Source organism: Pseudomonas sp. CFII68 (assembly GCF_000416195.1).
Classification (GTDB): domain Bacteria; phylum Pseudomonadota; class Gammaproteobacteria; order Pseudomonadales; family Pseudomonadaceae; genus Aquipseudomonas; species Aquipseudomonas kilonensis.
This window is the reverse complement of record NZ_ATLN01000082.1, coordinates 20,942-42,276: the sequence shown is the minus strand read 5'-3', so window position 1 is coordinate 42,276 and position 21,335 is coordinate 20,942. Positions and strand designations below refer to the sequence as shown.

Annotated in this window: 21 protein-coding genes and 1 riboswitch; of the genes, 10 read left to right on the top strand and 11 right to left on the bottom strand. The window is 61.6% G+C overall.

Going from position 1 to position 21,335, the window contains the following annotated elements; translation table 11 throughout:
• Positions 1-9 precede the first annotated feature (9 nt).
• The 3 genes from CFII68_RS14125 to CFII68_RS14135 are packed head-to-tail and all read right to left on the bottom strand — an operon-like array spanning position 10 to position 2,693.
• A complete protein-coding gene (locus tag CFII68_RS14125; RefSeq protein ID WP_018606940.1) occupies positions 10-798 on the bottom strand; it encodes an ABC transporter ATP-binding protein in 789 nt (262 codons plus the stop codon).
• Complete coding sequence (locus tag CFII68_RS14130) at positions 795-1,610, bottom strand: ABC transporter permease (protein WP_018606939.1); 816 nt, start codon at positions 1,608-1,610, stop codon at positions 795-797. The genes CFII68_RS14125 and CFII68_RS14130 overlap by 4 nt, the downstream gene beginning before the upstream one ends.
• Before the next feature lie 15 nt (positions 1,611-1,625).
• The gene (locus CFII68_RS14135; RefSeq protein WP_018606937.1) at positions 1,626-2,693 is read right to left on the bottom strand and encodes a putative urea ABC transporter substrate-binding protein; all 1,068 of its coding nucleotides are present in this window, start codon (positions 2,691-2,693) and stop codon (positions 1,626-1,628) included.
• A gap of 60 nt (positions 2,694-2,753) precedes the next feature.
• Positions 2,754-2,855: riboswitch (guanidine-I (ykkC/yxkD leader) on the bottom strand.
• 304 nt (positions 2,856-3,159) lie between these two features.
• Here CFII68_RS14135 and CFII68_RS26765 point away from each other — a divergent pair.
• On the top strand, positions 3,160-3,570 hold the full coding sequence (locus tag CFII68_RS26765; protein WP_024616103.1) for a hypothetical protein: 411 nt from the start codon (positions 3,160-3,162) through the stop codon (positions 3,568-3,570).
• A gap of 259 nt (positions 3,571-3,829) precedes the next feature.
• Here CFII68_RS26765 and CFII68_RS14140 read toward each other — a convergent pair whose 3' ends face one another.
• Positions 3,830-4,942 (bottom strand): enoyl-CoA hydratase/isomerase family protein, encoded by a 1,113-nt coding sequence (locus tag CFII68_RS14140; RefSeq protein ID WP_018606934.1) that lies wholly within the window; start codon positions 4,940-4,942, stop codon positions 3,830-3,832.
• Between the two features lie 131 nt (positions 4,943-5,073).
• Here CFII68_RS14140 and ung point away from each other — a divergent pair, with 131 nt between their 5' ends.
• Positions 5,074-5,766, top strand: a complete 693-nt coding sequence (gene ung, locus CFII68_RS14145; protein ID WP_018606932.1) for a uracil-DNA glycosylase — start codon at positions 5,074-5,076, stop codon at positions 5,764-5,766.
• A gap of 221 nt (positions 5,767-5,987) precedes the next feature.
• Here the strand turns inward: ung and CFII68_RS14150 are convergent, their stop codons facing one another.
• From CFII68_RS14150 to CFII68_RS14165, 4 genes are read right to left on the bottom strand one after another with little or no spacing between them, the layout of a single operon-like run.
• A complete protein-coding gene (locus CFII68_RS14150; RefSeq protein WP_018606931.1) occupies positions 5,988-7,025 on the bottom strand; it encodes an AbrB family transcriptional regulator in 1,038 nt (345 codons plus the stop codon).
• Positions 7,018-8,532, bottom strand: coding sequence for a tripartite tricarboxylate transporter permease (locus CFII68_RS14155; protein ID WP_018606929.1), 1,515 nt, complete (start codon positions 8,530-8,532; stop codon positions 7,018-7,020). Before CFII68_RS14155 ends, CFII68_RS14150 begins: the two co-directional genes overlap by 8 nt.
• A 1-nt stretch (position 8,533) precedes the next feature.
• A complete protein-coding gene (locus CFII68_RS14160) occupies positions 8,534-8,995 on the bottom strand; it encodes a tripartite tricarboxylate transporter TctB family protein (RefSeq protein ID WP_018606928.1) in 462 nt (153 codons plus the stop codon).
• A gap of 55 nt (positions 8,996-9,050) precedes the next feature.
• The gene (locus tag CFII68_RS14165) at positions 9,051-10,028 is read right to left on the bottom strand and encodes a tripartite tricarboxylate transporter substrate binding protein (RefSeq protein WP_018606926.1); all 978 of its coding nucleotides are present in this window, start codon (positions 10,026-10,028) and stop codon (positions 9,051-9,053) included.
• Positions 10,029-10,484: 456 nt separating this feature from the next.
• Here CFII68_RS14165 and CFII68_RS14170 point away from each other — a divergent pair, with 456 nt between their 5' ends.
• Positions 10,485-11,156, top strand: coding sequence for a response regulator (locus CFII68_RS14170; protein WP_003198779.1), 672 nt, complete (start codon positions 10,485-10,487; stop codon positions 11,154-11,156).
• Positions 11,149-12,540 (top strand): sensor histidine kinase, encoded by a 1,392-nt coding sequence (locus CFII68_RS14175; protein WP_018606923.1) that lies wholly within the window; start codon positions 11,149-11,151, stop codon positions 12,538-12,540. Before CFII68_RS14170 ends, CFII68_RS14175 begins: the two co-directional genes overlap by 8 nt.
• Positions 12,541-12,688: 148 nt before the next feature.
• Here CFII68_RS14175 and CFII68_RS14180 read toward each other — a convergent pair whose 3' ends face one another.
• The gene (locus tag CFII68_RS14180; RefSeq protein WP_018606921.1) at positions 12,689-13,510 is read right to left on the bottom strand and encodes an HDOD domain-containing protein; all 822 of its coding nucleotides are present in this window, start codon (positions 13,508-13,510) and stop codon (positions 12,689-12,691) included.
• A 35-nt stretch (positions 13,511-13,545) separates the two neighbouring features.
• Complete coding sequence (locus CFII68_RS14185) at positions 13,546-14,487, bottom strand: folate-binding protein YgfZ (protein ID WP_018606919.1); 942 nt, start codon at positions 14,485-14,487, stop codon at positions 13,546-13,548.
• Positions 14,488-14,636: 149 nt separating this feature from the next.
• Here CFII68_RS14185 and CFII68_RS14190 point away from each other — a divergent pair, with 149 nt between their 5' ends.
• Together CFII68_RS14190 and CFII68_RS14195 are read left to right on the top strand one after the other, a co-directional pair.
• Complete coding sequence (locus CFII68_RS14190) at positions 14,637-14,891, top strand: succinate dehydrogenase assembly factor 2 (RefSeq protein ID WP_003184348.1); 255 nt, start codon at positions 14,637-14,639, stop codon at positions 14,889-14,891.
• Positions 14,875-15,327: a protein YgfX gene (locus tag CFII68_RS14195; protein ID WP_018606915.1), complete on the top strand. Its 453-nt coding sequence runs from the start codon at positions 14,875-14,877 to the stop codon at positions 15,325-15,327. The genes CFII68_RS14190 and CFII68_RS14195 overlap by 17 nt, the downstream gene beginning before the upstream one ends.
• On the opposite strand, the gene nadB is transcribed toward CFII68_RS14195, so the two are convergent.
• Positions 15,296-16,912 (bottom strand): L-aspartate oxidase, encoded by a 1,617-nt coding sequence (gene nadB, locus CFII68_RS14200; protein WP_018606914.1) that lies wholly within the window; start codon positions 16,910-16,912, stop codon positions 15,296-15,298. The two genes, CFII68_RS14195 and nadB, sit on opposite strands and share 32 nt — an antisense overlap.
• Positions 16,913-17,471: 559 nt before the next feature.
• Here nadB and rpoE point away from each other — a divergent pair.
• The 4 genes from rpoE to CFII68_RS14220 all read left to right on the top strand — a co-directional run bounded on the left by rpoE (position 17,472) and on the right by CFII68_RS14220 (position 21,297).
• A complete protein-coding gene (gene rpoE, locus CFII68_RS14205) occupies positions 17,472-18,053 on the top strand; it encodes an RNA polymerase sigma factor RpoE (RefSeq protein ID WP_003172477.1) in 582 nt (193 codons plus the stop codon).
• A 31-nt stretch (positions 18,054-18,084) separates the two neighbouring features.
• Positions 18,085-18,672, top strand: coding sequence for a sigma-E factor negative regulatory protein (locus CFII68_RS14210; protein WP_014337028.1), 588 nt, complete (start codon positions 18,085-18,087; stop codon positions 18,670-18,672).
• Between the two features lie 12 nt (positions 18,673-18,684).
• Positions 18,685-19,632, top strand: coding sequence for a MucB/RseB C-terminal domain-containing protein (locus tag CFII68_RS14215; RefSeq protein ID WP_018606859.1), 948 nt, complete (start codon positions 18,685-18,687; stop codon positions 19,630-19,632).
• A gap of 234 nt (positions 19,633-19,866) precedes the next feature.
• Positions 19,867-21,297 carry a DegQ family serine endoprotease gene (locus tag CFII68_RS14220; RefSeq protein WP_018606856.1) on the top strand — a complete coding sequence of 477 codons (1,431 nt, stop codon included), beginning with the start codon at positions 19,867-19,869 and terminating at the stop codon, positions 21,295-21,297.
• Positions 21,298-21,335: the final 38 nt, after the last annotated feature.

Here is a 21,335-nt window from a genome sequence, read left to right as displayed (position 1 = left end):
AAACTCCTTTCAAGCGATACGCAACGTGCCGGCCAGTTCGGCGGGCAGGGCGTCGACGGCGGCACGGGCGGTGCGGCGGTCGCTGTTCAATGGAATGTCGTAGGTAATGCGTGCGCCATAGGCGCCGGGGGCGTGCGGGTCGGTGCGGACCTTGTCGAACACCAGCAGGCGTGTGCCGAGGCTGAAACCTTCGGACAGGTCGTGGGTGACCATGAACACCGTCAGCCGGGTTTCGCGCCACAGCTCCAGCAACAGGGCGTGCATGTCTTTGCGAATGCCCGGGTCGAGGGCGCCGAAGGGCTCGTCCAGCAGCAGGACACGCGGCTTCATGATCAGTGCCTGGGCGATCGCCAGCCGCTGTTGCATGCCTCCGGACAGTTGCGCCGGGTACTTATCCAGCGCATGGCCCAGGCCGACCTTGTCCAGCAGTTGTGCGGCGTCTTCGCGGGCCTGGCGCTTGGCGCTGCCGAACAGGCGGCCCAGCAGCGGCGAGCGCGGCAGCTCCAGGCCCAGAGCCACGTTGTCCAGCACGCTCAGGTGCGGGAACACCGAATAACGCTGGAACACCACGCCCCGGCTGGCATCCGGCTCGCCGGCCAAGGGTTCGCCGTCCAGGAGAATCTGTCCGCGGCTGGCGCGTTCCTGGCCCAGCAGCAAGCGCAGGAAGGTCGACTTGCCGCAACCCGATGCGCCCACCAGGGTGCAGAACTCACCCTCAGAGACGCTCAGGTTCAAACGCTCCAGTACCACCTGATCGGCATACTGTTGCCAGACGTTGTTCACCGTAATGAAGCTCATGCCTTCGCCCCCTCGTACCAAGGGAACGCTCGGCGAGTCAGCTGCTTGAGGCCCCAGTCCATCAGCCAGGCGAGCAGGGTGATCCACACCACATACGGCAAGATCACGTCCATCGCCAGGTAACGTCGCACCAGGAAAATCCGATAACCCAGCCCATCGGTGGAAGCGATGGCTTCAGCGGCGATCAGGAACAGCCAGGCCGAACCGAGCATCAGCCGCAGGGAAATCAACAGGCGCGGCAGCAGTTGCGGCAGCACCACCCGCAGCATCAGGGTCCAGGTCGACGCACCGAGGGTCTGGGCCTTGATCAGCAGCTCGGGCGGAATTTCCCGGGCGCGCTGTTCCAGGTCGCGCGCCAGGCACGGTGAGATGCCAATCACGATCAGCATCACTTTCGACAGTTCGCCCAGGCCGAAGACGATGAACAGGATCGGCAGGATGGCCAGTGGCGGCACCATCGACACCACGGTGAGCAACGGTGACAGCGGTGCGCCAAACAGTGGCAACGTACCGGCGGCAATGCCCAGGCACAGCCCGGCCAGGGCGCTGATGCCCAGGCCGATGGCCAACCGACGCAAGCTCGACGCGGTGTCTTGCCAGAGCAGGTAGTCGCCGCTGCGGGCATCGGCTGTGAAGGCCAGGCGTTTCACCGCATCGACCATTTGCACGGCGCTGGGCAGGAGCTTGTCGTTGGGGTTGTCCGTCAACCGTTCGGCCGAGCCCATGAAGTAGGCGAACAACACCAGCGCGAATGGCAGGATCACCAGCAACAAGCGGCTGGGACGATCCGGGTAGCGGTTGATCAGGCGCATGCCAGGTCCTCCGGTTTACAGCTTGGCGTCGGCGGCCAGCTGTACGTAGGTCGGGTCAAAGCGCAGCTTGAGGTTGGCCTTGTCGCCGCGGGTCACGCCATTGGCGAACGCCATGCCGACCGCGTCGGTGCTCTTGGCGCCTTCGCCCAACAAGCCGTGCTGGAACGAGAACTCGGCTACCTTGCCCATGGTGGCGGGCAGTTGTTCGCTGGTGGCGAAACTCAGGGCTTCCTTGGGTGTGGCGAACAGCTTGGTGGTGTCCAGTTGCGCCTGGAAACCTTTGAGGTCGGTGCCTGACGCTTTGGCCATGTGTTCCAGCGCCGTCTGGCTGGCGGCGTTTTTCGCATTCATCAGCGCCACCACTTCGAACCAGGCGCCGGTCAACGCTTTGCCCAGGGCGGGGTTGTCCTGGAGGGTCTGGGTGTTGACCACCATCATGTCCATGATTTCGCCGGGAACCTGGCTGGAATTGAACACTTCGCTCACACCTGGCTGGGCCTTGATGTCCGAGAGCATTGGGTTCCAGGTGGTGACGGCCTTGACCTGGTCGGTGTTGAAGGCGGCAGAGATATCAGCGTCGGAGGTGTTGACGACTTTCAAGTCTTTCTCGGCGAGACCAACCGAATCCAGGGCACGGGCCAGCAGGTAGTGGGACACCGACAGTTCCACCAGATTGACGTCCATGCCCTTGAGATCGGCGACTTTCTTGCCCTCGCCCTTGAGGACGATGCCGTCGTTGCCGTTGGAGAAATCGCTGATGATCAGTGCGGTGCTGTCCACGCCACCAGCGGCGGGAATGGTCAGGGCGTCCATGTTGGTCATGGTGCAGCCGTCGAACTGACCGGCGGTGTACTGATTGATGGATTCGACGTAATCGTTGAGTTGCACGACATCGATCTGGATGCCGTATTTTTTCGCCCATTTATCGACGATGCCTTGGCTACCGGCGTATTCCCAGGGCATCCAACCGGCGTAAATGGTCCAGCAGACGCTGAAGTGGTCTTTTTGGGCGGCGGCGGATGAGAAGCTCGCGAGGGCCGAGAGGGCGGCGAGGAGCAGGGCGGACAGACGAAGCTTGAGCATGGTGGTTCTCCAGTTGATCAAGGGCGGACAGGAGCAACGCGGCACCGCGAACGGTGGCTTGTCTCCCGGGCTTTTGTCCCGCCGTGTAACCTCAACTGGAGGTCGCCAACTCTCGGACCAGCCACTCGCCAGAAGCGAGCCGGAACCCTAGTCAGCCATTGCAAATTGTGGTGCCGCGAACCTGTGATGACTCCTGCACGGAGTTTGTTAAAGCGAGAGCCGTGCCAATTCGCGCAAAGGCCCGGGCCAGAGAGGGCAGGTGTTGGGGAGGGGGGATTAAAAGCGGATTTGTGCTTGCTTGTGGTGCTGTCGCGCACTGGAAGAGGGCGACGAGCGACATGTTTCGAGTTGTTGCCAGGGCGCACCAGATTCCGATTTGGCTGTCTGAGTAGGTGTCAGTCACACAACGTTGACTGCCGCCCATCAGCGTCGCTGATGTGGCCCATCCGCGGTCCAGGAGGCCGCCATGTATCGACGACTGCTGCTCATTGCGTTTCTCGGTTTGACTCTTTCGGCCTGCGTGCCTTATTACGACGGAGACTCGAGCTACTACCGTTCCGAGGTCTACACCTCACCGGCGCCGGTCTATTACGGTGGCGGGAGTTATTATTCGGCACCGCGTGGCTATTACGCCCCGCGGTATTACCAACCGGCGCCGCGCTACTACTCGGCACCGCGTTACTACCAACATGGCCCACGCCACTACTCGCCGCCGCGAGCGGCGTACCGACCTTATCCACACCGTGGGGGCTGGGACGGCCATAACCGGGGTGGCTGGAATGATGACCGACGGGATCGAGGCGGGCGTGATCATCGGGGACGCGGTGATTATGATCGTGGACGCGGCGATCACGATGGACGACGCAACCACCGCTGATCTTTGGGCAACAAGAAGCGGCGCATTGAGCGCCGCTTTTTTTGTGCCTGCAATAAACCCTGTGGGATAACACTTGTGGGAGCAAAGCTTGCTCGCGATGACAGGGGATCAGTCAGCCGCCCGGTGACTGGCATACCGCTATCGCGAGCAAGCTTTGCTCCCACAGATGTCACTCCCACAGATGTCACTCCCACAGATGTCACTCTCACAGATGTCACTCTCACAGAATGTCATTCCCACAGGGTGTCAATCAGGTTCTTTATTCGTTGGACAAGTCCGCCAACGGATGCCGACCTTCCCACGCTTTGTGAAAGTGCGCCTCGACCGCCGCTTCGGGCACATGGTTGATGTCCGGCCAGTGCCAGCGGGGCTTGTGGTCCTTGTCGATCAGGCGCGCGCGTACGCCTTCGCTGAATTCCGGATGGCGGCAGCAGTTGAGGCTCAAGGTGTATTCCATCCGGAACACACCGGCCAAGGACAAATGCCGGGCCCGGGTGATCTGCTCCCAGACCAGACAAGCGGTCAACGGCGAGCCTTCGGTCATGGTCTTGGCGGCGCGGGCGATCAGGGTGTCCGGGTGGTCCACCAGCAGGCTGAGGGCTTTCCAGGCGCAACGCACGTCGCTGACATCCAGCCATTCATCGATTTTCTGCCGGCGTGGCAGCCATTGGGCTTCGGGCATTTTGCCGACCGCTTCCTGCTGCAAAGCCTTGAGCAGGCTGTTGAGCTGCATCTCGGTTTGTTCCTGCCAATTGAGTTGCAGCAGGCCCTCGATCAGGTCGTCCTGTTGTTCATCCAGCAAAAAGCGGTCGGCCAGGTCCAGGTCGATGGCGTCCCGGGCATTCATGTGGGCGCCGGTCAGGCCGAGAAACAGCCCGAGCTTGCCGGGCAGGCGCGACAAGAACCAACTGGCGCCGACGTCCGGGTACAGGCCGATGCTGATCTCCGGCATTGCCAGGCGACTGCTTGGTGTGACGATGCGGGTACTGGCGCCTTGCAGCAGCCCCATGCCGCCGCCCAGTACATAACCATGGCCCCAACACAGCAGGGGTTTGGGGTAGGTGTGCAGGTTGAAGTCCAAGCGGTATTCCGCCGCGAAGAATTGTGCAGCCAGCGGCGGCACTTCGCCGGGATGGGCACGGCAGGCTTCCACCAGGCTGCGTACTTCACCGCCAGCGCAAAATGCCTTGGCGCCATTGCCGCGCAATAACACACAAACAACTTGCGGCTCCCGGGCCCAGGCATCGAGACGATCACGCAAGGCGTTGATCATCGGCAGGGACAGGGCGTTCAGGGATTTTTCGGCGTCCAGGGTGGCGATGCCAATACGGGCCCCGTCGATGCCGGTGAGCTCTTCGAAGTGCAGATTCATCGTGACCTCGATCAGAAATTGGAATGATCAGTATGACCGCTGCGTAGGAAAGTGCCGGTTCTGCGTCAGATCAATTGACAAGCCATGTAGGCTTTCCTAGGGTGCGCCCATTGTTTTTACCGGATGCAACCATGACTGCCGACGACCGTATCAAACTCGAACCGAGCTGGAAGCAGGCACTGCGTGCCGAGTTCGACCAGCCCTACATGGCAGAGTTGCGCGAATTCCTGCGCAGTGAATACGCCGCCGGCAAGGAGATTTACCCACCGGCTCCGCTGATTTTCAACGCCCTCAATTCCACGCCGCTGGATAAGGTCAAGGTGGTGATCCTCGGCCAGGACCCGTACCACGGCCCTGGCCAGGCCCATGGTTTGTGCTTCTCGGTACAACCGGGCGTGCCGGCACCCCCCTCGCTGGTGAACATCTTCAAGGAATTGAAGCGCGATTTGAACATCGACATTCCAAATCACGGCTACCTGCAAAGCTGGGCCGACCAGGGCGTGTTGCTGCTCAACACCACCATGACCGTGGAGCGCGCCAACGCCAATGCTCATGCGGGCAAGGGCTGGCAGCATTTCACCGACCGGGTCATCGAAGTGGTCAGCGAACACCAGCCGAACCTGGTCTTCCTGCTGTGGGGCGCCCATGCCCAGGGCAAGCAGAAGCTGATCGACGCCACCAAGCATTTGGTGTTGACCTCGGTCCACCCGTCGCCGTTGTCGGCTTATCGTGGTTTCTTGGGCTGCGGGCATTTTGGCCGGACCAACAAATTCCTCGAGCAACATGGCGAGGCGCCTATCGATTGGCGATTGCCGCCGGTTTGATGCGCTAATCGGACGGCCCCTTCGCGAGCAGGCTCGCTCCCACATAGGGTTTGTGGGGGGGCACAAAAATAGGGCTCGCCACAACCCCCTGTGGGAGCGGGCTTGCTCGCGAAAGCGGCGGATCAGCTTGCATCAATGGTGAATGTGCCGGCACCTTCGCGAGCAAGCCCGCTCCCACATTGATCAGCGTGAGCTGCAATTCCTTGCTCGCGATGAAGGCATCAGACCGAACCCGGCCTGCGCATCCAATACCTGAATAACGGCTCCGCCAGAAACAGCACAAACAGCAATCGCATCACCTGCAACGCCGTCACCAATGGCACCGACAGTTGCAACGTCTCGGCCGTCAGGCTCATTTCCGCGATGCCGCCGGGCATCATGCCGAGGGTCAGTGAACGCAGGTCCAGCTGGGTCAGGGTGCTCAGGCCCAGCGCCGCGAGAGTGGCGATCAGCATCGTCAACACCGTGCCGACCAGGGTGCGCCCCATGAACGACGGCGCCCGACGAAAGAACTGCCGGTTGAAATGACAACCCAATCCGCTGCCGATCAACCATTGGCCGACCTGGCTGGCACCATTGGGCAGGCCGATGTGCAGGTCCCAACCGACGCTCACCGCCGCACTGACCAGCAATGGCCCGAACAACCAGGGATTGGGTTGGCGCAAGCGCTCCCAGACCCAGGCGAGCAGGGCGCCCGCCGGGAACAGCATCGCCAGCCACAGCCAGTCCACCGTCGTGGCGTGTTGTACCGGGGCGCCTTCGCCCAACAGGTACTTGAAGGCCGCCGGCACGCACAGCACCACCACCAGCACCCGCAGGCTCTGGCCCGCCGCAACACGGCTGAGGTCCGCGCCGTTGCGGGCGCCGAGGTTGACCATTTCGCCGGAACCGCCCGGCATGCTCGAGAAGAAAGCTGTAGCGCGGTCCTCGCCGGTGCGCCGCATCAGCCAGACACTCACTACGCTGGACACGCTGGTGATCAGCGCACCGAAGAAGATCAGGCCGAAGTGGCTCAGGACCTGCTCTATCACCACCGGGGTGAAGTGCAGGCCGATGCCGATGCCCACCACCCATTGGCCGCCTTTACGGCCGCCGGGGATTTCCATCAATTGCCACGGCGTGAGACAGCGCACCAGGATGATCGCCAGCAACGAGCCGACCATCCAGGGCAAGGGCCAGCCGATCAGGCTGGCCAGGTAACCGCCGGCCAGACCGACCAGCGGTGTTCCCCACCATTGTCTGAAGGTCGCTTCAGACATTGGCCAGGGCGCGACGTTGTGCGGCGCGGCGACGCCAGATCCGCAGCAATGGCATGAACAGCATGATCGCCGTCAGCACCCAGCAGCCGAAGGTGATCGGGCTCGACCAGAGGATCTCCAGTGCACCGTTGGAAATCGACAGCGCACGACGCAGGTTCTGCTCCATCAGGCCACCGAGGATGAAGCCCAGCAGCACCGGCGACAACGGGAAATCCAACTTGCGCAGGATGTAACCGAAGATGCCGATACCGATCATCAGGAACAGGTCGAACGTGGTGGCATGCACCGCATAGACACCGATCCCGGTGATGATCGCGATGACCGGCACCAGCGCCCAGTTCGGCACGGCCAGGATCCGGGTGAAGACGCGGATCATCGGGATGTTGAGGATCACCAGCATGATGTTGGCGACGAACAACGACGCGATCAGGCCCCAGACGATGTCTGGCTGCTGCTGGAACAGCAATGGACCCGGGGTGATGTTGTACAGCGACAGCGCGCCGATCATCACCGCCGTGGTACCCGAGCCGGGAACGCCGAGGGTCAGCATCGGCACGAGTGCGCCGCAGGCTGCGCCGCCGATGGCGGTTTCCGGTGCCGCGAGGCCACGCTTGTCGCCTTGGCCGAACGTGCCACTGGTGCCGGCGATGCGTTTTTCAGTCATATAGGCCACGGCACTGGCCAGGGTTGCGCCCGCGCCAGGCAATACGCCCATGATGAAACCCAGCACACCGCAGCGGATGTTCACCCAGAACACCGAGGCCGCTTCCTTGACGTTGAACATCATCCGCCCGGTGGCTTCCACCGCTTCCTGTCCGCGATGGGTTTTCTCCAGCAGCAACAGGATTTCACTGATGGAGAACAAGCCCAGCACCAGCACGACAAACTGAATGCCATCGGTCAGGTGGATGTTGTCACCGGTGAAACGGTAGACGCCGCTGTTGGCATCGATCCCGACACTGGACAGAAACAGGCCGATCAGCGCCGCAATGAATGTCTTGAGCGGTCGATCACCGGCCATGCCGCCGAGGCAGACAATGGCAAACACCATCAGGACGAAATACTCCGCCGGCCCGAAGGCAATCGCCCATTTGGCCAGCAACGGTGCAAACAACACCATGCCGCAGGTGGCGATGAACGCGCCGATGAACGAACTCCACGCCGACAGCGACAACGCCACACCGGCCAGACCTTGGCGGGCCATCGGGTAGCCGTCGAGGGTGGTCATCACGGTGGAGGCTTCACCCGGGATGTTGAGCAGGATCGAGCTGATGCGTCCGCCGTATTCGCACCCCAGGTACACCGCCGCCAACAGGATCAGCGCCGATTCCGGTGGCAGCCCCAGGGCAAAGGCAATCGGGATCAGCAGCGCCACGCCGTTGATCGGGCCCAGGCCCGGCAGCAGGCCGACCACGGTGCCGATCAGGGTGCCGGTCAGTGCTGTGACGAGGTTGTAGGGGGTCAGTGCAACGCCAAAACCCTGGCCGAGATAATTCAGGGTATCCATATCAATTCTCCAGGACGTCGAGCAGGCCCAGGGGCAGCGGCACGTCCATCAGCTTGTCGAACAACAGATAAAGACCGATGGCCATCAGGCTGATGATCACCACGCTCGGCACCCAGCGACCGCCGTAAAGGCGCGCCATCGGCACGCCGATCAGGATGCTGGCGACGATGAAGCCCAGGGGTTCGAAGGTCCCGGCGAAGACCAGCAGCAGCGCCACGCAGATGCCGATCTTCTGCAAGGTTTCGCGGTCCAGGTGCGGGTCTTCGTCGCTGTGCACGATGGGCGTAGGGCGAAACAGCATGTACAGCAATGCCAGCCCCATCAGCCCGAGCATCAGCAAGGGAAAGGCGCGGGGACCGACCGGTTCGTAGGAAAAGGCGGCCTGATAGGGCCAAGCCATCAGCGTCAGGCCGATACAGACCAGCAGCAGCACCGCGGCAAAAATACGTTGGATGGTGAGCATGACTAACTCCTGGGCGGCGCGGACAGTGCCAGCGCCGCCGCGAGAACAGAGACGGTTACTGGATCAGGCCGAACTCTTTGGCCAGCACCTTGTAATCAGCCACTTGCTTCTTCACGTAGGTGTCCAGTTCCGGGCCGGTCATGGCAAACGGGAACAGCTCGCGCTGGTCGCGCAGCTTGGCGAACTCTTCGGAAGCCAGCAGTTTGTCGAAAGCGTCTTTCCACCAGGCGTAGTCTTCGTCGCTGACCTTCGGCCCGAGGTAGAAGCCGCGGACCACTGGCCAGACGATGTCGTAGCCTTGTTCCTTGGCGGTCGGAATGTCTTTCATTTCCGGCTCGTCGATGCGCTTCTCGGCAAACACGGCGAGCAGGCGCATGTCGCCGCTCTGGATGTGCGGCATGGAGTCGGAAATATCCGTACTGCCGACCTGGATGTGTCCACCGAGCAGTGCGGTGGCGATTTCGCCGCCGCCTTCGAGGGCTACGTAACGCAGGTCGCGAGGGTTGATGCCGGCGGCCTTGGCGATGAGGGCGGTCTGCATCCAGTCCTGGCTACCGACGGTGCCGCCGGAACCGATCACCACCGAGCCCGGGTCTTTCTTCAGGGCCTGGACCAGGTCGTCGAGGTTCTTGTAGGGCGAGTCGCTTTTCACGGCGATGGCGCCATAGCTGGTGCCGACGGCCGCCAGCCAGCGCACCGCGCTTTCATCGAAACGACCGAACTTGCCCTGGGCCAGGTTCAGTAGCGAACCGCTGGACCAGGCCACCAGCGTGCCGGCGTCGGCCGGGCGCTGGGCGACCACTGCGTTGTAGGCCACCGCGCCGACACCGCCGGGCATGTAGGTGACGCGCATCGGCTTGGTCAGCAGCTTCTGGTTGACCAGCGCGCTTTGTACCAGCTTGCACGTCAGGTCGAAACCGCCGCCGGGGGACGCCGGGGCGATGCATTCGGGGCGCTTGGGCTCGGCGAGCAACTGCCCGGCGAACATCAGGCATCCGGCGGCCAGGGCTACTTTACGCAGTGATAGGTTCATTATCGTCTCCACAGGAGTTGTTGTTGTGTGTTGTAGATTGGACATTACAGGCTTGAAGCTGTAGCGGACCTGCGCAGCGTTTTCAAAGAAGCGGCAGGTCGCGTTGCGCGCATGCACCTTGTCGTCGATGCAAATCGGCCCAGGCGGCGGCACAGACAAGGGTAGTCTGGTTGGGACGGGAGAGAGGGGCGGGCGTGAAGGCCTGGGGCTGCATGGACAGCATGGTGGTACTCCGCTTTATTGTTCTTATTTGGCGAAAACGCTTCGAGGCGTTTTTCGTTCGCGATGTGCGTCGCGACGGCAGTCGAAACTGTCCGTGGGAGGACTCTAACGGCTCAACCTTTCGCTAACCTTTCAAAAGCTTTCAGCGTGTTTTTTGGCTTCACAGTGGCAGATGCGGCTGTAAACTCCGCGCCAAAGAATGGCGTCGGCCATCCCTGAATCGAGGATTAACCCATGCGTGTCCTGCTCGTCGAAGACCATCTTCAGCTCGCCGAAAGCGTTGCCCAGGCGCTCAAGAGCACCGGTTTGACCGTGGACGTGTTGCACGACGGCGTCGCGGCCGACCTGGCCTTGAGCAGCGAGGAGTACGCCGTGGCGGTCCTGGATGTCGGGCTGCCGCGCATGGACGGCTTCGAGGTGCTGGCGCGCCTGCGGGCGCGTGGCAAGACCTTGCCGGTACTGATGCTGACCGCGCGCAGCGACGTCAAGGACCGCGTCCATGGCCTGAACCTCGGTGCCGACGATTACCTGGCCAAGCCATTCGAACTCACTGAGCTGGAGGCCCGGGTCAAGGCGCTGTTGCGCCGCAGCGTACTGGGCGGCGAACGCCAGCAACGTTGTGGCGGGCTGGTCTATGACCTGGACACCCGTCGTTTTACCCTCGACGACGAACTGCTGACCCTGACATCCCGCGAGCAAGCCGTGCTGGAGGCGTTGATTGCCCGGCCAGGGCGGGTGATGAGCAAGGAACAACTGGCGGCCCAGGTGTTCGGCCTGGACGAAGAGGCCAGCCCCGACGCCATCGAAATCTACGTCCATCGCCTGCGCAAGAAACTCGACGGCCATGCGGTGGCGATCGTGACGTTCCGCGGCTTGGGCTACCTGCTGGAAAACCGCAATGCATAAGCCCGACAGCCTGCGCTGGCGGCTGCTTCGCAACCTCGCACTGCTGCTGGTGGTATTGATGCTCGCCAGCGGCTTGAGCGCCTATTGGAATGGTCGCGAAGCGGCGGACACTGCCTATGATCGGACCCTGCTGGCCTCGGCTCGGACCATCGCCGCAGGCCTGTCCCAGCGCGACGGCAGTCTCAGCGCAGATGTGCCCTACGTGGCCCTGGACACCTTCGCCTACGACAGCGCCGGGCGCATTTATTACCAGGTCAATGACATCGACAAGAAGCTGATTTCCGGCTACGAAAACCTCCCTGGCCCGCCGCCCGGCACGCCGCGCACGGACGATTACCCCGCCCTGGCGCGCTTTTACAACGCTCGCTATCAGGGCCAGAACGTGCGGGTGGTGAGCCTGCTCAAGGCCGTGAGCGAGCCGAACATGAACGGCATGGCGGAAATTCGCGTGGCGGAGACTGAAGAGGCGCGGGTCAGCATGGCTCGCGGGCTGATGGCCGACACGCTGTTGCGCCTGGGCATGCTGGCCGTGGGTGCGCTGCTGTTGGTGTGGTTTGCGGTCAGCGCGGCGCTGCGCCCGCTGGAGCGCTTGCGCACCGCGGTGGAGGAGCGTCAGCCGGACGATCTGCGGCCGTTGCCGTTGGTGGAAGTGCAACACGAATTATGGCCGCTGGTGCGGGCCCTCAATCATTTCACCGAGCGCCTGCGCGGGCAATTCGAGCGTCAGGCGCAGTTCATCGCCGATGCCGCCCATGAGCTGCGTACGCCCTTGGCCGCGCTCAAGGCTCGCTTGGAACTGGGCTTGCGCGCCAGCGAACCGGCGACCTGGCGTGAAACCCTGGAAACCGCGGCCCAGGGGACCGATCGATTGACTCACCTGGCCAATCAGTTGCTGTCCCTGGCGCGTGTGGAAAATGGCGCCCGGGCCATTGCCGAAGGCGGCGCGCAGTTGCTTGATCTCAGCCAGTTGGCCCGCGAATTGGGCATGGCCATGGCCCCGCTGGCTCATGCCCGAGGGGTGGCGCTGGCCCTGGAAGCTGACGAGCCGGTGTGGCTTCGAGGTGAGCCAACCTTGTTGAACGAGCTGTTGAGCAATCTGGTGGACAACGCCCTGGCCCATACCCCATCGGGCGGCAATGTGATCCTGCGGGTTTCTGCGCCGGCCGTGCTGGAGGTCGAGGACGATGGCCCTGGCATTCCGCTGCACGAGCGGGATCGGGTGTTCGAGCGGTTTTATCGACGCAACCAGCAAGTGGCCGGTTCGGGGCTGGGATTGGCGATCGTCGGCGAAATCTGCCGTGCCCACCTGGCGCAGATCACCTTGCACGATGGGCAGGAGAGCGGGTTGAAGGTGCGGGTGAGTTTTATCCCAGGCGCAGACTGATCCTGTGGGAGCAAGGCTTGCCCGCGATGATGGCGACACGGTCTTTATACGAGGCGCCTGTTTCGCGAGCAAGCTTTGCTCCCACAAATCCTGTTGCCACAGGTCACAGATTCAGGCCTGACTACGAGTTCATAGGTGTCCGACCTGTTTAATAGAACATCGCCCGCGCTTCTTCGATATCCGCGCAGCGGGCCTGGTTCTCCAGGTCGATGCCCAGTTTCTTGAAGGCTGGAACGCCGAACACGTCAATCTTGCTCAGGGGATGCTCGGTGTCCTTGTAGCAATACAGCGCAGCGACCTGCACCAGATCGACATAATCGATTTGCTGGGAGTCCCGGGTGAAATCCAGATACAACCCCGGCAGTTTCACCAACCGCTCCGGAAACTCCCAGACGCTGAGTAGCTTGTCCCCCAGCACCGGGTGAATCGTTTCGATGACGTGGTTCAGGCTGACCGGGTCCGAGAGCAATTCATTATTATCTTGTGCATACGTCAGGATCGGCAGCACGCCGATCTGGTGCACCAGCCCACCCAGCGCGGCCTGGTCGGGCTTGAGTTGGGTGTAACCGCGACACAGCGCATAGCTGACGCCGGCGATCTCCAGGCTCTTGCGCCAGACTTCGCGCATCTTCAGTTCCACCACCTCGGAGCGGGCGTGGAAAATCTGTTCCATGACCAGGCCGATGGCCAGGTTGCTGCTGTAGTTGACGCCCAATCGAGTGATGGCCGTGTGCAGGTCGGTGACTTCCTGGGTGGCGCGCAGCAGCGGGCTGTTGACCACTTTTATCAGGCGTGCAGAGAGAGCCGTGTCGCGGCCGATCACTTTGCTCAGGTTGCTGACGCTGATTTCCGGGTCTTCGGCGGCCCGGCGAATCTGCAGGGCCACTTCCGGTAATGTCGGCAGAACCAAGTCATCGTTGTCGATGGCCTGTACCAAATCCCGTTGGACCTTATCCGCCAAATCGCTCATTTCGGTTCTCTAGGGTATTGCGGCAAATGCTGCGATCAGCGCTGGATTTCTCGATCGCGATCCAGTTCGTAAGGCAGGTCCAACTGTTGAAGACGTGGGCCTTCCAAGGTGCCGAGGTGCAAATTGTCGTCTTCTGCTGCTTCGGCCTGCAATACCGCCAGCAGTTCGATGTTTCCTTCGCCGCGGGCAGCCATCACCACTTCGCCGATGGAACTGCCATGCGTGGGGGAGAACAGCGCCGTGCCGGGTTCCGGTAGTTCGCTGGCGTCCAGCTGCAAGCGGTACAGGCGTCGCTTGAGCTTGCCCAGGTATTGCATGCGGGCGACGATTTCCTGGCCGGTGTAGCAGCCTTTCTTGAAACTGACGCCGCCGACGGCTTGCAGGTTGAGCATCTGTGGGATGAACAGTTCGCGGGTGGCCGGCATGACCTGGCCGATCCCGGCGCGGATCTGGCCCAGCAGCCAGGGGTTCAGGTCTGTCTCGGCCAATTCTGCGCCCAGGCGGGTTCGCAGCGTCTGTGCCTGTTCGGCGGGTGCCCACAATTCGGCGCGACCGGGCGATACGCGGAGGGCGATCAAGGTTTCATGGCGTGCCACGCTGTCGGTGTCGCTCGGCAGTTCGAGGCCCAGGCCGGCCAGCGCCTTGTCGGCGTTTTCCAAGCCGAAGCGAACCCAGGCCGCGCTTTCGTCGGTGAGCTTGGATTTGGAGAACACGGCGTATTTTTTCAGGTCGGCCAGTTGCGGTTCGAGCAACTCGGTGGCCATGGCCATCAACACGCCGTCGCCTTCGAGCAGGATGCGAAAGCTCGATTGCATCCGGCCTTTCTGGGTGCAGCGGGCGCCGAGGCTGGCCCGGCTGTCGCTCAGGTAGTCGAGGTTGCAGGTCAATTGGCCTTGCAGGAATTTGCTGGCATCCACGCCGCGGACCGCGAGGACGCCTTCGTGGGACAGGGTGCAGAAAAAAGCGGAATCAGCCATGGGTCATCGCAGGGTAAAAAGTCTGGTAGACATCATAAGGGGGCGCCCTTGAAATGGGTAGTTCACAAAGGATCGGTGGTGGCCGACCAAAGCTGTCTGTTCCACTGCGGCGGGGCCTGTATACTTGCGCTCTATTTGAGGAGCGCTCCATGGTCGAAGATGTTGAACTGAATCGCCTCTACTGGCACAGCCGCCGCGGCATGCTTGAGCTGGACGTGTTGCTGGTGCCATTCGTCAAAGAGGTTTATCCCCATCTCAATGAAGTGGACCGTGCGTGCTATGTCCGCCTGCTCGAATGCGAGGATCAGGACATGTTCGGCTGGTTCATGGAGCGCAGCGAATCCGAAGACCCTGAGTTGCAGCGCATGGTCCGGATGATCCTGGACCGTGTCCAACCCAAGTAATCGCTTCGAATGCCGCTGGCAGGCCTCCGGGCAACTGCTGGCGGCCTATCTGCTGGCCCAGGTGTTTGCCCTGGGTTCGTTGTTCCTGTTGTCCGTGCCGTCCTGGTGCGCAGCGCTTGGCGTCATAGTGTGCCTGGCCCATGGCGCTTGGGTGATCCCCCGGCATTTACTGCTGACCCATCGCCGGGCCTTCTGCGGGTTGCGGCGTAATGCCGCTGGCTGGCAACTCTGGAGCCGGGCCGATGGCTGGCGGGCTGTGCAACTGCGCCCCGATAGCCTGGCGCTGCCGATGATCATCGTGCTGCGTTTTCGCGTGTCGGGTGAACGGCGCGTCCGCTCGCTGTGCGTGCCCCGCGATGCGCTGGCGCCGGATGTCCATCGGCGCCTGCGGGTGCGGCTCAGGTTCAGTCGGCGTAGGTGGGCGGCACCAGGATAGTGTCCAGAGCCTCGGGCAGCAGGTTCGGGTAGTCCAGCGTGTAATGCAGCCCCCGACTTTCCTTGCGTTCCATGGCCGAGCGAATCATCAGTTCGGCCACCTGGGCCAGGTTGCGCAGCTCGATCAGGTCGCGGCTGACTTTATAGTTGCTGTAGAACTCGTCGATTTCATCCAGCAGCAAGCGCACCCGATGTTGTGCCCGTTGCAGGCGCTTGTTGGTGCGCACGATGCCCACGTAGTCCCACATGAATCGCCGCAGTTCGTCCCAGTTGTGCGCGATGATTACGTCTTCATCCGAATCGGTGACCTGGCTGGCGTCCCATGAGGGCAGGGCGGCTGGAATGGCGATCTGCGGCAATTGCGCCAGGATGTCTGCCGCCGCAGAGCGGGCGTAGACGAAACATTCCAGCAGCGAGTTGCTGGCCATGCGGTTGGCGCCGTGCAGGCCGGTGAAGCTGGTTTCGCCGATGGCATACAACCCAGGCACGTCGGTGCGGCCTTGTTGGTCGACCATCACACCACCGCAGGTGTAATGCGCGGCCGGCACCACCGGGATCGGCTGCTTGGTGATGTCGATGGAAAACTCCAGGCAGCGCTCGTACACCGTCGGGAAGTGGCTCTTGATGAACGCTTCGGGCTTGTGGCTGATGTCCAGGTAAACGCAATCGATGCCCAGGCGCTTCATTTCATGGTCGATGGCCCGGGCGACGATGTCGCGCGGTGCCAGTTCGGCGCGCGGATCGAAGCGCTGCATGAAGCGCTCGCCGTTGGGCAGCTTCAAGTGTGCACCTTCGCCACGCAGGGCTTCGGTGATCAGGAAGCTCTTGGCCAGCGGGTGATAGAGGCAGGTGGGGTGGAACTGGTTGAACTCCAGGTTCGCCACCCGGCAACCCGAACGCCAGGCCATGGCGATACCATCGCCGCAGGCGCCGTCGGGGTTGCTGGTATAAAGGTAGACTTTCGCTGCGCCGCCGGACGCCAGGATGACGAAGCGCGCGCCGTAGGTGTCGACTTCGCCGGTGCCGCGATTGAGCACGTAGGCGCCGAGGCAGCGATCGCCGTCCAGGCCCAGGCGTTTTTCGGTGATCAGGTCGACCGCGACGCGCTGCTCCAGCAATTCGATGTTCGGCCGCTGTCGCGCTTGGGCGAGCAGGGTCTTGAAGATCGCCGCACCGGTGGCGTCGGCCGCGTGGATGATGCGCCGATGGCTGTGACCGCCTTCGCGGGTCAGGTGGAACTCGAAACCGCCGTCTTCGGTGCCCGATTGTTCGTCACGGGTAAACGGCACACCCTGGTCGATCAGCCACTGGATGGCTTCCCTGCTGTGTTCCACGGTGAAACGCACCGCTTGCGGATTGCAAAGGCCACCGCCGGCATTAAGGGTGTCGTCGACATGGGATTCAATAGTGTCGGTATCGTCCAGCACGGCTGCGACGCCGCCCTGGGCCCAGAAGGTCGAACCGTTGGCCAGGTCGCCCTTGCTCAGGACTGCAATGCGCAAATGCTCAGGCAAGGTCAGTGCAAGGCTCAATCCGGCGGCTCCGCTGCCGATTACCAGAACATCGTGTTGAAACTGTTGGCTCATTCGAATGGTTTCCGCTCAAGGCGACCCGGGTCGGGGTTGGCGCAAGACACCGCTTCAACGGGTCAGGCAGCCACGCAGCCCACTAGTATATAGAGGGGGGGATCGGCACAATAGCCGGGCATTCATGGCAATGTGAAACCAGCGTGACAGAAAAGCGACACGCTTCGTCGGATCGCTGGTTTTGGTTCAAGGTCGACAAGGCTACCGTTTCGAGGACAGAACGCAGTTTATCTCGTCACGGTTGCCTGATATTCAGTGCATAGCACTATAAATAGAGGGAACTTTTGCCAAGCGCCTACGTTCAATAGACGGTTGTCTGCAAAAGGGAGCAGCATCGGGTTGGTGCAGGATTTCGATTGGAATCGCTGCCAACGGGCCCGGTGACAGATTATTCGCGCAGCCGGGGAATCTCCTGCTGCGTTTTTCGTGCGTGCCGAGATCAGAGCGCGCCGGAAACTTGCTTGAAAGGGGGAGAACTTTTGCGAAAAGCCCGAGTCTATGTTTGCAAGCCCGGTCAGTTAGTAATGCAAGCCTCCTTCGAGCTTATCGAGGAGTGTTCATGCTAACCCAGGAAGAGGATCAGCAGCTGGTCGAGCGCGTCCAACGCGGCGACAAGCGAGCTTTCGATCTGCTAGTGCTGAAATACCAGCACAAAATTCTCGGGTTGATCGTGCGTTTCGTGCACGACACCCATGAAGCGCAGGATGTCGCTCAGGAAGCCTTCATCAAGGCCTACCGCGCACTTGGTAATTTTCGCGGGGATAGTGCGTTTTATACGTGGCTTTACCGCATCGCCATCAACACGGCGAAAAACTATCTGGTTTCACGCGGCCGTCGGCCGCCGGATAGCGATGTAAGTTCTGAAGATGCCGAGTTCTATGATGGCGATCATGGCCTCAAGGATCTCGAATCACCGGAACGTGCGTTGCTGCGGGATGAGATTGAAGGCACTGTCCATCGAACCATCCAGCAACTGCCCGAAGATTTGCGTACGGCTTTAACTTTACGTGAGTTCGACGGTCTGAGTTACGAAGACATTGCGAGCGTCATGCAATGTCCTGTAGGCACCGTGCGCTCCCGGATCTTCCGCGCCCGGGAGGCCATTGATAAAGCCCTGCAACCTTTGTTGCAGGAAAACTAGAGACAGCGGCGACAGCCAAGAGAGGAACGCCATGAGTCGTGAAGCCCTGCAGGAATCGCTGTCCGCAGTTATGGACAACGAAGCGGACGAACTGGAATTGCGTCGGGTATTGAATGCCTTCGACGATGTTGAAACCCGTGAGACCTGGGCTCGTTACCAGATCGCCCGGGCTGTGATGCACAAGGACTTGTTGCTTCCACGCCTGGACATCGCTGCGGCCGTTTCTGCTGCCTTGGCTGACGAAGCCGTACCGGCAAAAGCTTCTCGCGGACCATGGCGCAGCTTGGGTCGCCTGGCAGTAGCCGCTTCGGTCACCGTGGCCGTACTGGCCGGTGTGCGCCTGTACAACCAGGATGAGATTGCCGGCGTGCAGATGGCGCAGCAGTCCAACCAGCCTGGCCTGGCCGCTCCACAGGTCAAGGGCCCAGCGGTACTGGCCGGTTACAGCGAAGGCTCGGAAACCGCAGGCCCGATGGTCAACGGTGTTCTGCAAGGCCAACCTGGCTGGCATGATCAGCGTCTGCCCAACTACCTGCGTCAGCATGCTCAACAAGCAGCCCTGAAAGGTACTGAAAGCGCGCTGCCTTACGCCCGTGCAGCCAGCCTGGAAAACCGTTAATAAGGAAAGCCATTGCGCGCCATACCTCTATTCACGCTTCTGCTTGGTGGCTGGTGTGCGATTCCAGCCCATGCCGATGAGGCTCAGGACTGGCTGAACCGCCTGAGTCAAGCCGAGCAACAGCAGAGCTTCCAGGGCACTTTCGTTTACGAGCGCAACGGTAGTTTTTCTACCCATAACATCTGGCATCGCGTCCAGGATGGCAAAGTCCGCGAGCGGTTACTCCAGCTCGACGGCTCGGCACAGGAAGTCCTGCGCATTGATGGGCATACTCAATGCGTCAGTGGCTCCTTGATCGCGGGGCTGGGCAATACACCTGACGGCACCTCACGTGCACTCGATCCGCAAAAACTCAAGAATTGGTATGACCTGGCCGTCATTGGCAAGTCGCGCGTGGCCGGGCGTCAAGCGGTCATTGTTGCGTTGACGCCCAAGGACCAGCATCGCTATGGCTTCGAGCTGCACCTGGACAAAGAGACCGGCCTGCCGCTCAAGTCCCTGCTGCTCAATGACAAGGGCCAGCTACTCGAGCGTTTCCAGTTCACTCGCTTGAACGTCGCCGCGCCGACCGATGGTGAGCTGCAAGCCAGCGCCGAATGCAAGGCTGTCGCCCAGGATCCTGGCAAGGCCGTCGCGGCGAAAACCGCCTGGCACTCGGATTGGCTTCCACCGGGTTTCGAGCTGACCAGCAGCGCTGCACGCAAGGACCCGGACACCCAGGTCCAGGTCAACAGCTTGATGTACGACGATGGCCTGGCGCGCTTTTCGGTGTTCCTGGAGCCGTTGAACGGTGCCAACGCCACCGATACTCGTACTCAGCTCGGCCCGACGGCTGCCGTCTCGCGCAGGCTCACGACGCCCCAGGGCGAAATGATGGTCACGGTGGTCGGTGAGATTCCTATTGGTACGGCGGAACGGATTGCGCTTTCCATGCGCTCCGACGTCACGGCGACTCAATAGCCTGCTGACTGCATGGGTGGTTCGATTGTGCGAGAGGCTGATGACGCCAGGGCTTGATCGAAGTGCCGAAACTTCCTGTCAGCATTTTCATTTGCAAAAACCCAGCTTTTTTTCTATAGGTCAGAGCCGCACGGCCCTGGCCTTGTCTGTTCCCGGAACAAAAATACCGGCGTATCTTTCCCTGGTATTCCTTGCTCCATATCGCTTAACCATGCTCGTCGTAACGGGAGCCGTATGTCGATACCACGCTTGAAAACCTATCTCTCCATCTTTGCCACCGTGCTTGTGCTCGGCCAGGCCGTTCCTGCCGTGGCGGTCGAATTGCCTGATTTCACGCAACTGGTCGAGCAGGCTTCGCCCGCCGTGGTGAACATCAGCACCACCCAGAAACTGCCGGACCGCCGTGTATCGGACCAGCAGATGCCAGACCTGGAAGGTCTGCCGCCGATGCTGCGGGAGTTCTTCGAGCGCGGCATGCCGCAACAACCACGGTCCCCTGGCGGCGGTCGCCAGCGCGAAGCGCAATCCCTGGGCTCGGGCTTCATCATTTCGCCTGACGGCTACATCCTGACCAACAACCATGTAATCGCCGATGCCGACGAAATCCTGGTGCGCCTGGCCGATCGCAGCGAGCTCAAGGCCAAGCTGGTCGGAACCGATCCACGTTCCGACGTGGCGCTGTTGAAAATCGAAGGCAAGGACCTGCCCGTGCTCAAGCTGGGCAAATCCCAGGACCTGAAAGCCGGCCAATGGGTCGTGGCCATCGGTTCGCCGTTCGGCTTCGACCACACCGTGACCCAGGGTATTGTGAGCGCCATCGGTCGCAGCCTGCCGAACGAAAACTACGTGCCGTTCATCCAGACCGACGTGCCGATCAACCCGGGTAACTCCGGAGGCCCGCTGTTCAACCTCGCGGGTGAAGTCGTCGGCATCAACTCCCAGATCTATACCCGTTCGGGCGGCTTCATGGGCGTGTCCTTCGCGATTCCGATCGACGTTGCCATGGACGTGTCCAACCAACTGAAAAGCGAAGGCAAGGTCAGCCGTGGCTGGTTGGGCGTGGTCATTCAGGAAGTGAACAAGGACCTGGCCGAGTCGTTCGGGCTGGATAAACCCGCCGGTGCGTTGGTGGCGCAAATCCAGGACGGTGGCCCGGCTGCTAAGGGCGGCCTGCAAGTGGGTGACGTGATCCTGAGCATGAACGGTCAGCCGATCGTCATGTCCGCCGACTTGCCACACTTGGTGGGTGCCCTCAAGGCTGGCGCCAAGGCCAATCTGGAAGTGATTCGCGAAGGCAAGCGCAAGAACGTCGAATTGACCGTCGGCGCCATTCCTGAAGAAGGCAAGGAGCTGGATTCGCTGCCCAAGTCTGGCGTCGAGCGCAGCAGCAACCGTCTGGGCGTGGCGGTGGCCGAGCTGACCGAAGAGCAGAAGCGCACCCTGGAGCTTCAGGGCGGCGTGGTGATCAAGGAGGTACAGGAGGGGCCTGCCGCGCTGATCGGCCTTCAGCCGGGCGACATCATCACCCACCTGAACAACCAGGCCATCGGTTCCGCCAAGGAGTTCACCGACATCGCCAAGGCGTTGCCGAAGAATCGTTCGGTGTCGATGCGCGTCCTGCGTCAGGGGCGTGCGAGCTTCATCACCTTCAAGCTGGCCGAATGATCGGTTAGCCGCTGAAAAAAAACGCCTCGAAAGAGGCG

What these genes read in the sequence shown, in the direction of transcription:
- CFII68_RS14125 (WP_018606940.1), bottom strand. Translation starts at nt 798, where the DNA reads ATGAGCTTCATTACGGTGAACAACGTCTGGCAACAGTATGCCGATCAG.
- CFII68_RS14130 (WP_018606939.1), bottom strand. Translation starts at nt 1,610, where the DNA reads ATGCGCCTGATCAACCGCTACCCGGATCGTCCCAGCCGCTTGTTGCTG.
- CFII68_RS14135 (WP_018606937.1), bottom strand. Translation starts at nt 2,693, where the DNA reads ATGCTCAAGCTTCGTCTGTCCGCCCTGCTCCTCGCCGCCCTCTCGGCC.
- CFII68_RS26765 (WP_024616103.1), top strand. Translation starts at nt 3,160, where the DNA reads ATGTATCGACGACTGCTGCTCATTGCGTTTCTCGGTTTGACTCTTTCG.
- CFII68_RS14140 (WP_018606934.1), bottom strand. Translation starts at nt 4,942, where the DNA reads ATGAATCTGCACTTCGAAGAGCTCACCGGCATCGACGGGGCCCGTATT.
- ung (WP_018606932.1), top strand. Translation starts at nt 5,074, where the DNA reads ATGACTGCCGACGACCGTATCAAACTCGAACCGAGCTGGAAGCAGGCA.
- CFII68_RS14150 (WP_018606931.1), bottom strand. Translation starts at nt 7,025, where the DNA reads ATGTCTGAAGCGACCTTCAGACAATGGTGGGGAACACCGCTGGTCGGT.
- CFII68_RS14155 (WP_018606929.1), bottom strand. Translation starts at nt 8,532, where the DNA reads ATGGATACCCTGAATTATCTCGGCCAGGGTTTTGGCGTTGCACTGACC.
- CFII68_RS14160 (WP_018606928.1), bottom strand. Translation starts at nt 8,995, where the DNA reads ATGCTCACCATCCAACGTATTTTTGCCGCGGTGCTGCTGCTGGTCTGT.
- CFII68_RS14165 (WP_018606926.1), bottom strand. Translation starts at nt 10,028, where the DNA reads ATGAACCTATCACTGCGTAAAGTAGCCCTGGCCGCCGGATGCCTGATG.
- CFII68_RS14170 (WP_003198779.1), top strand. Translation starts at nt 10,485, where the DNA reads ATGCGTGTCCTGCTCGTCGAAGACCATCTTCAGCTCGCCGAAAGCGTT.
- CFII68_RS14175 (WP_018606923.1), top strand. Translation starts at nt 11,149, where the DNA reads ATGCATAAGCCCGACAGCCTGCGCTGGCGGCTGCTTCGCAACCTCGCA.
- CFII68_RS14180 (WP_018606921.1), bottom strand. Translation starts at nt 13,510, where the DNA reads ATGAGCGATTTGGCGGATAAGGTCCAACGGGATTTGGTACAGGCCATC.
- CFII68_RS14185 (WP_018606919.1), bottom strand. Translation starts at nt 14,487, where the DNA reads ATGGCTGATTCCGCTTTTTTCTGCACCCTGTCCCACGAAGGCGTCCTC.
- CFII68_RS14190 (WP_003184348.1), top strand. Translation starts at nt 14,637, where the DNA reads ATGGTCGAAGATGTTGAACTGAATCGCCTCTACTGGCACAGCCGCCGC.
- nadB (WP_018606914.1), bottom strand. Translation starts at nt 16,912, where the DNA reads ATGAGCCAACAGTTTCAACACGATGTTCTGGTAATCGGCAGCGGAGCC.
- rpoE (WP_003172477.1), top strand. Translation starts at nt 17,472, where the DNA reads ATGCTAACCCAGGAAGAGGATCAGCAGCTGGTCGAGCGCGTCCAACGC.
- CFII68_RS14210 (WP_014337028.1), top strand. Translation starts at nt 18,085, where the DNA reads ATGAGTCGTGAAGCCCTGCAGGAATCGCTGTCCGCAGTTATGGACAAC.
- CFII68_RS14220 (WP_018606856.1), top strand. Translation starts at nt 19,867, where the DNA reads ATGTCGATACCACGCTTGAAAACCTATCTCTCCATCTTTGCCACCGTG.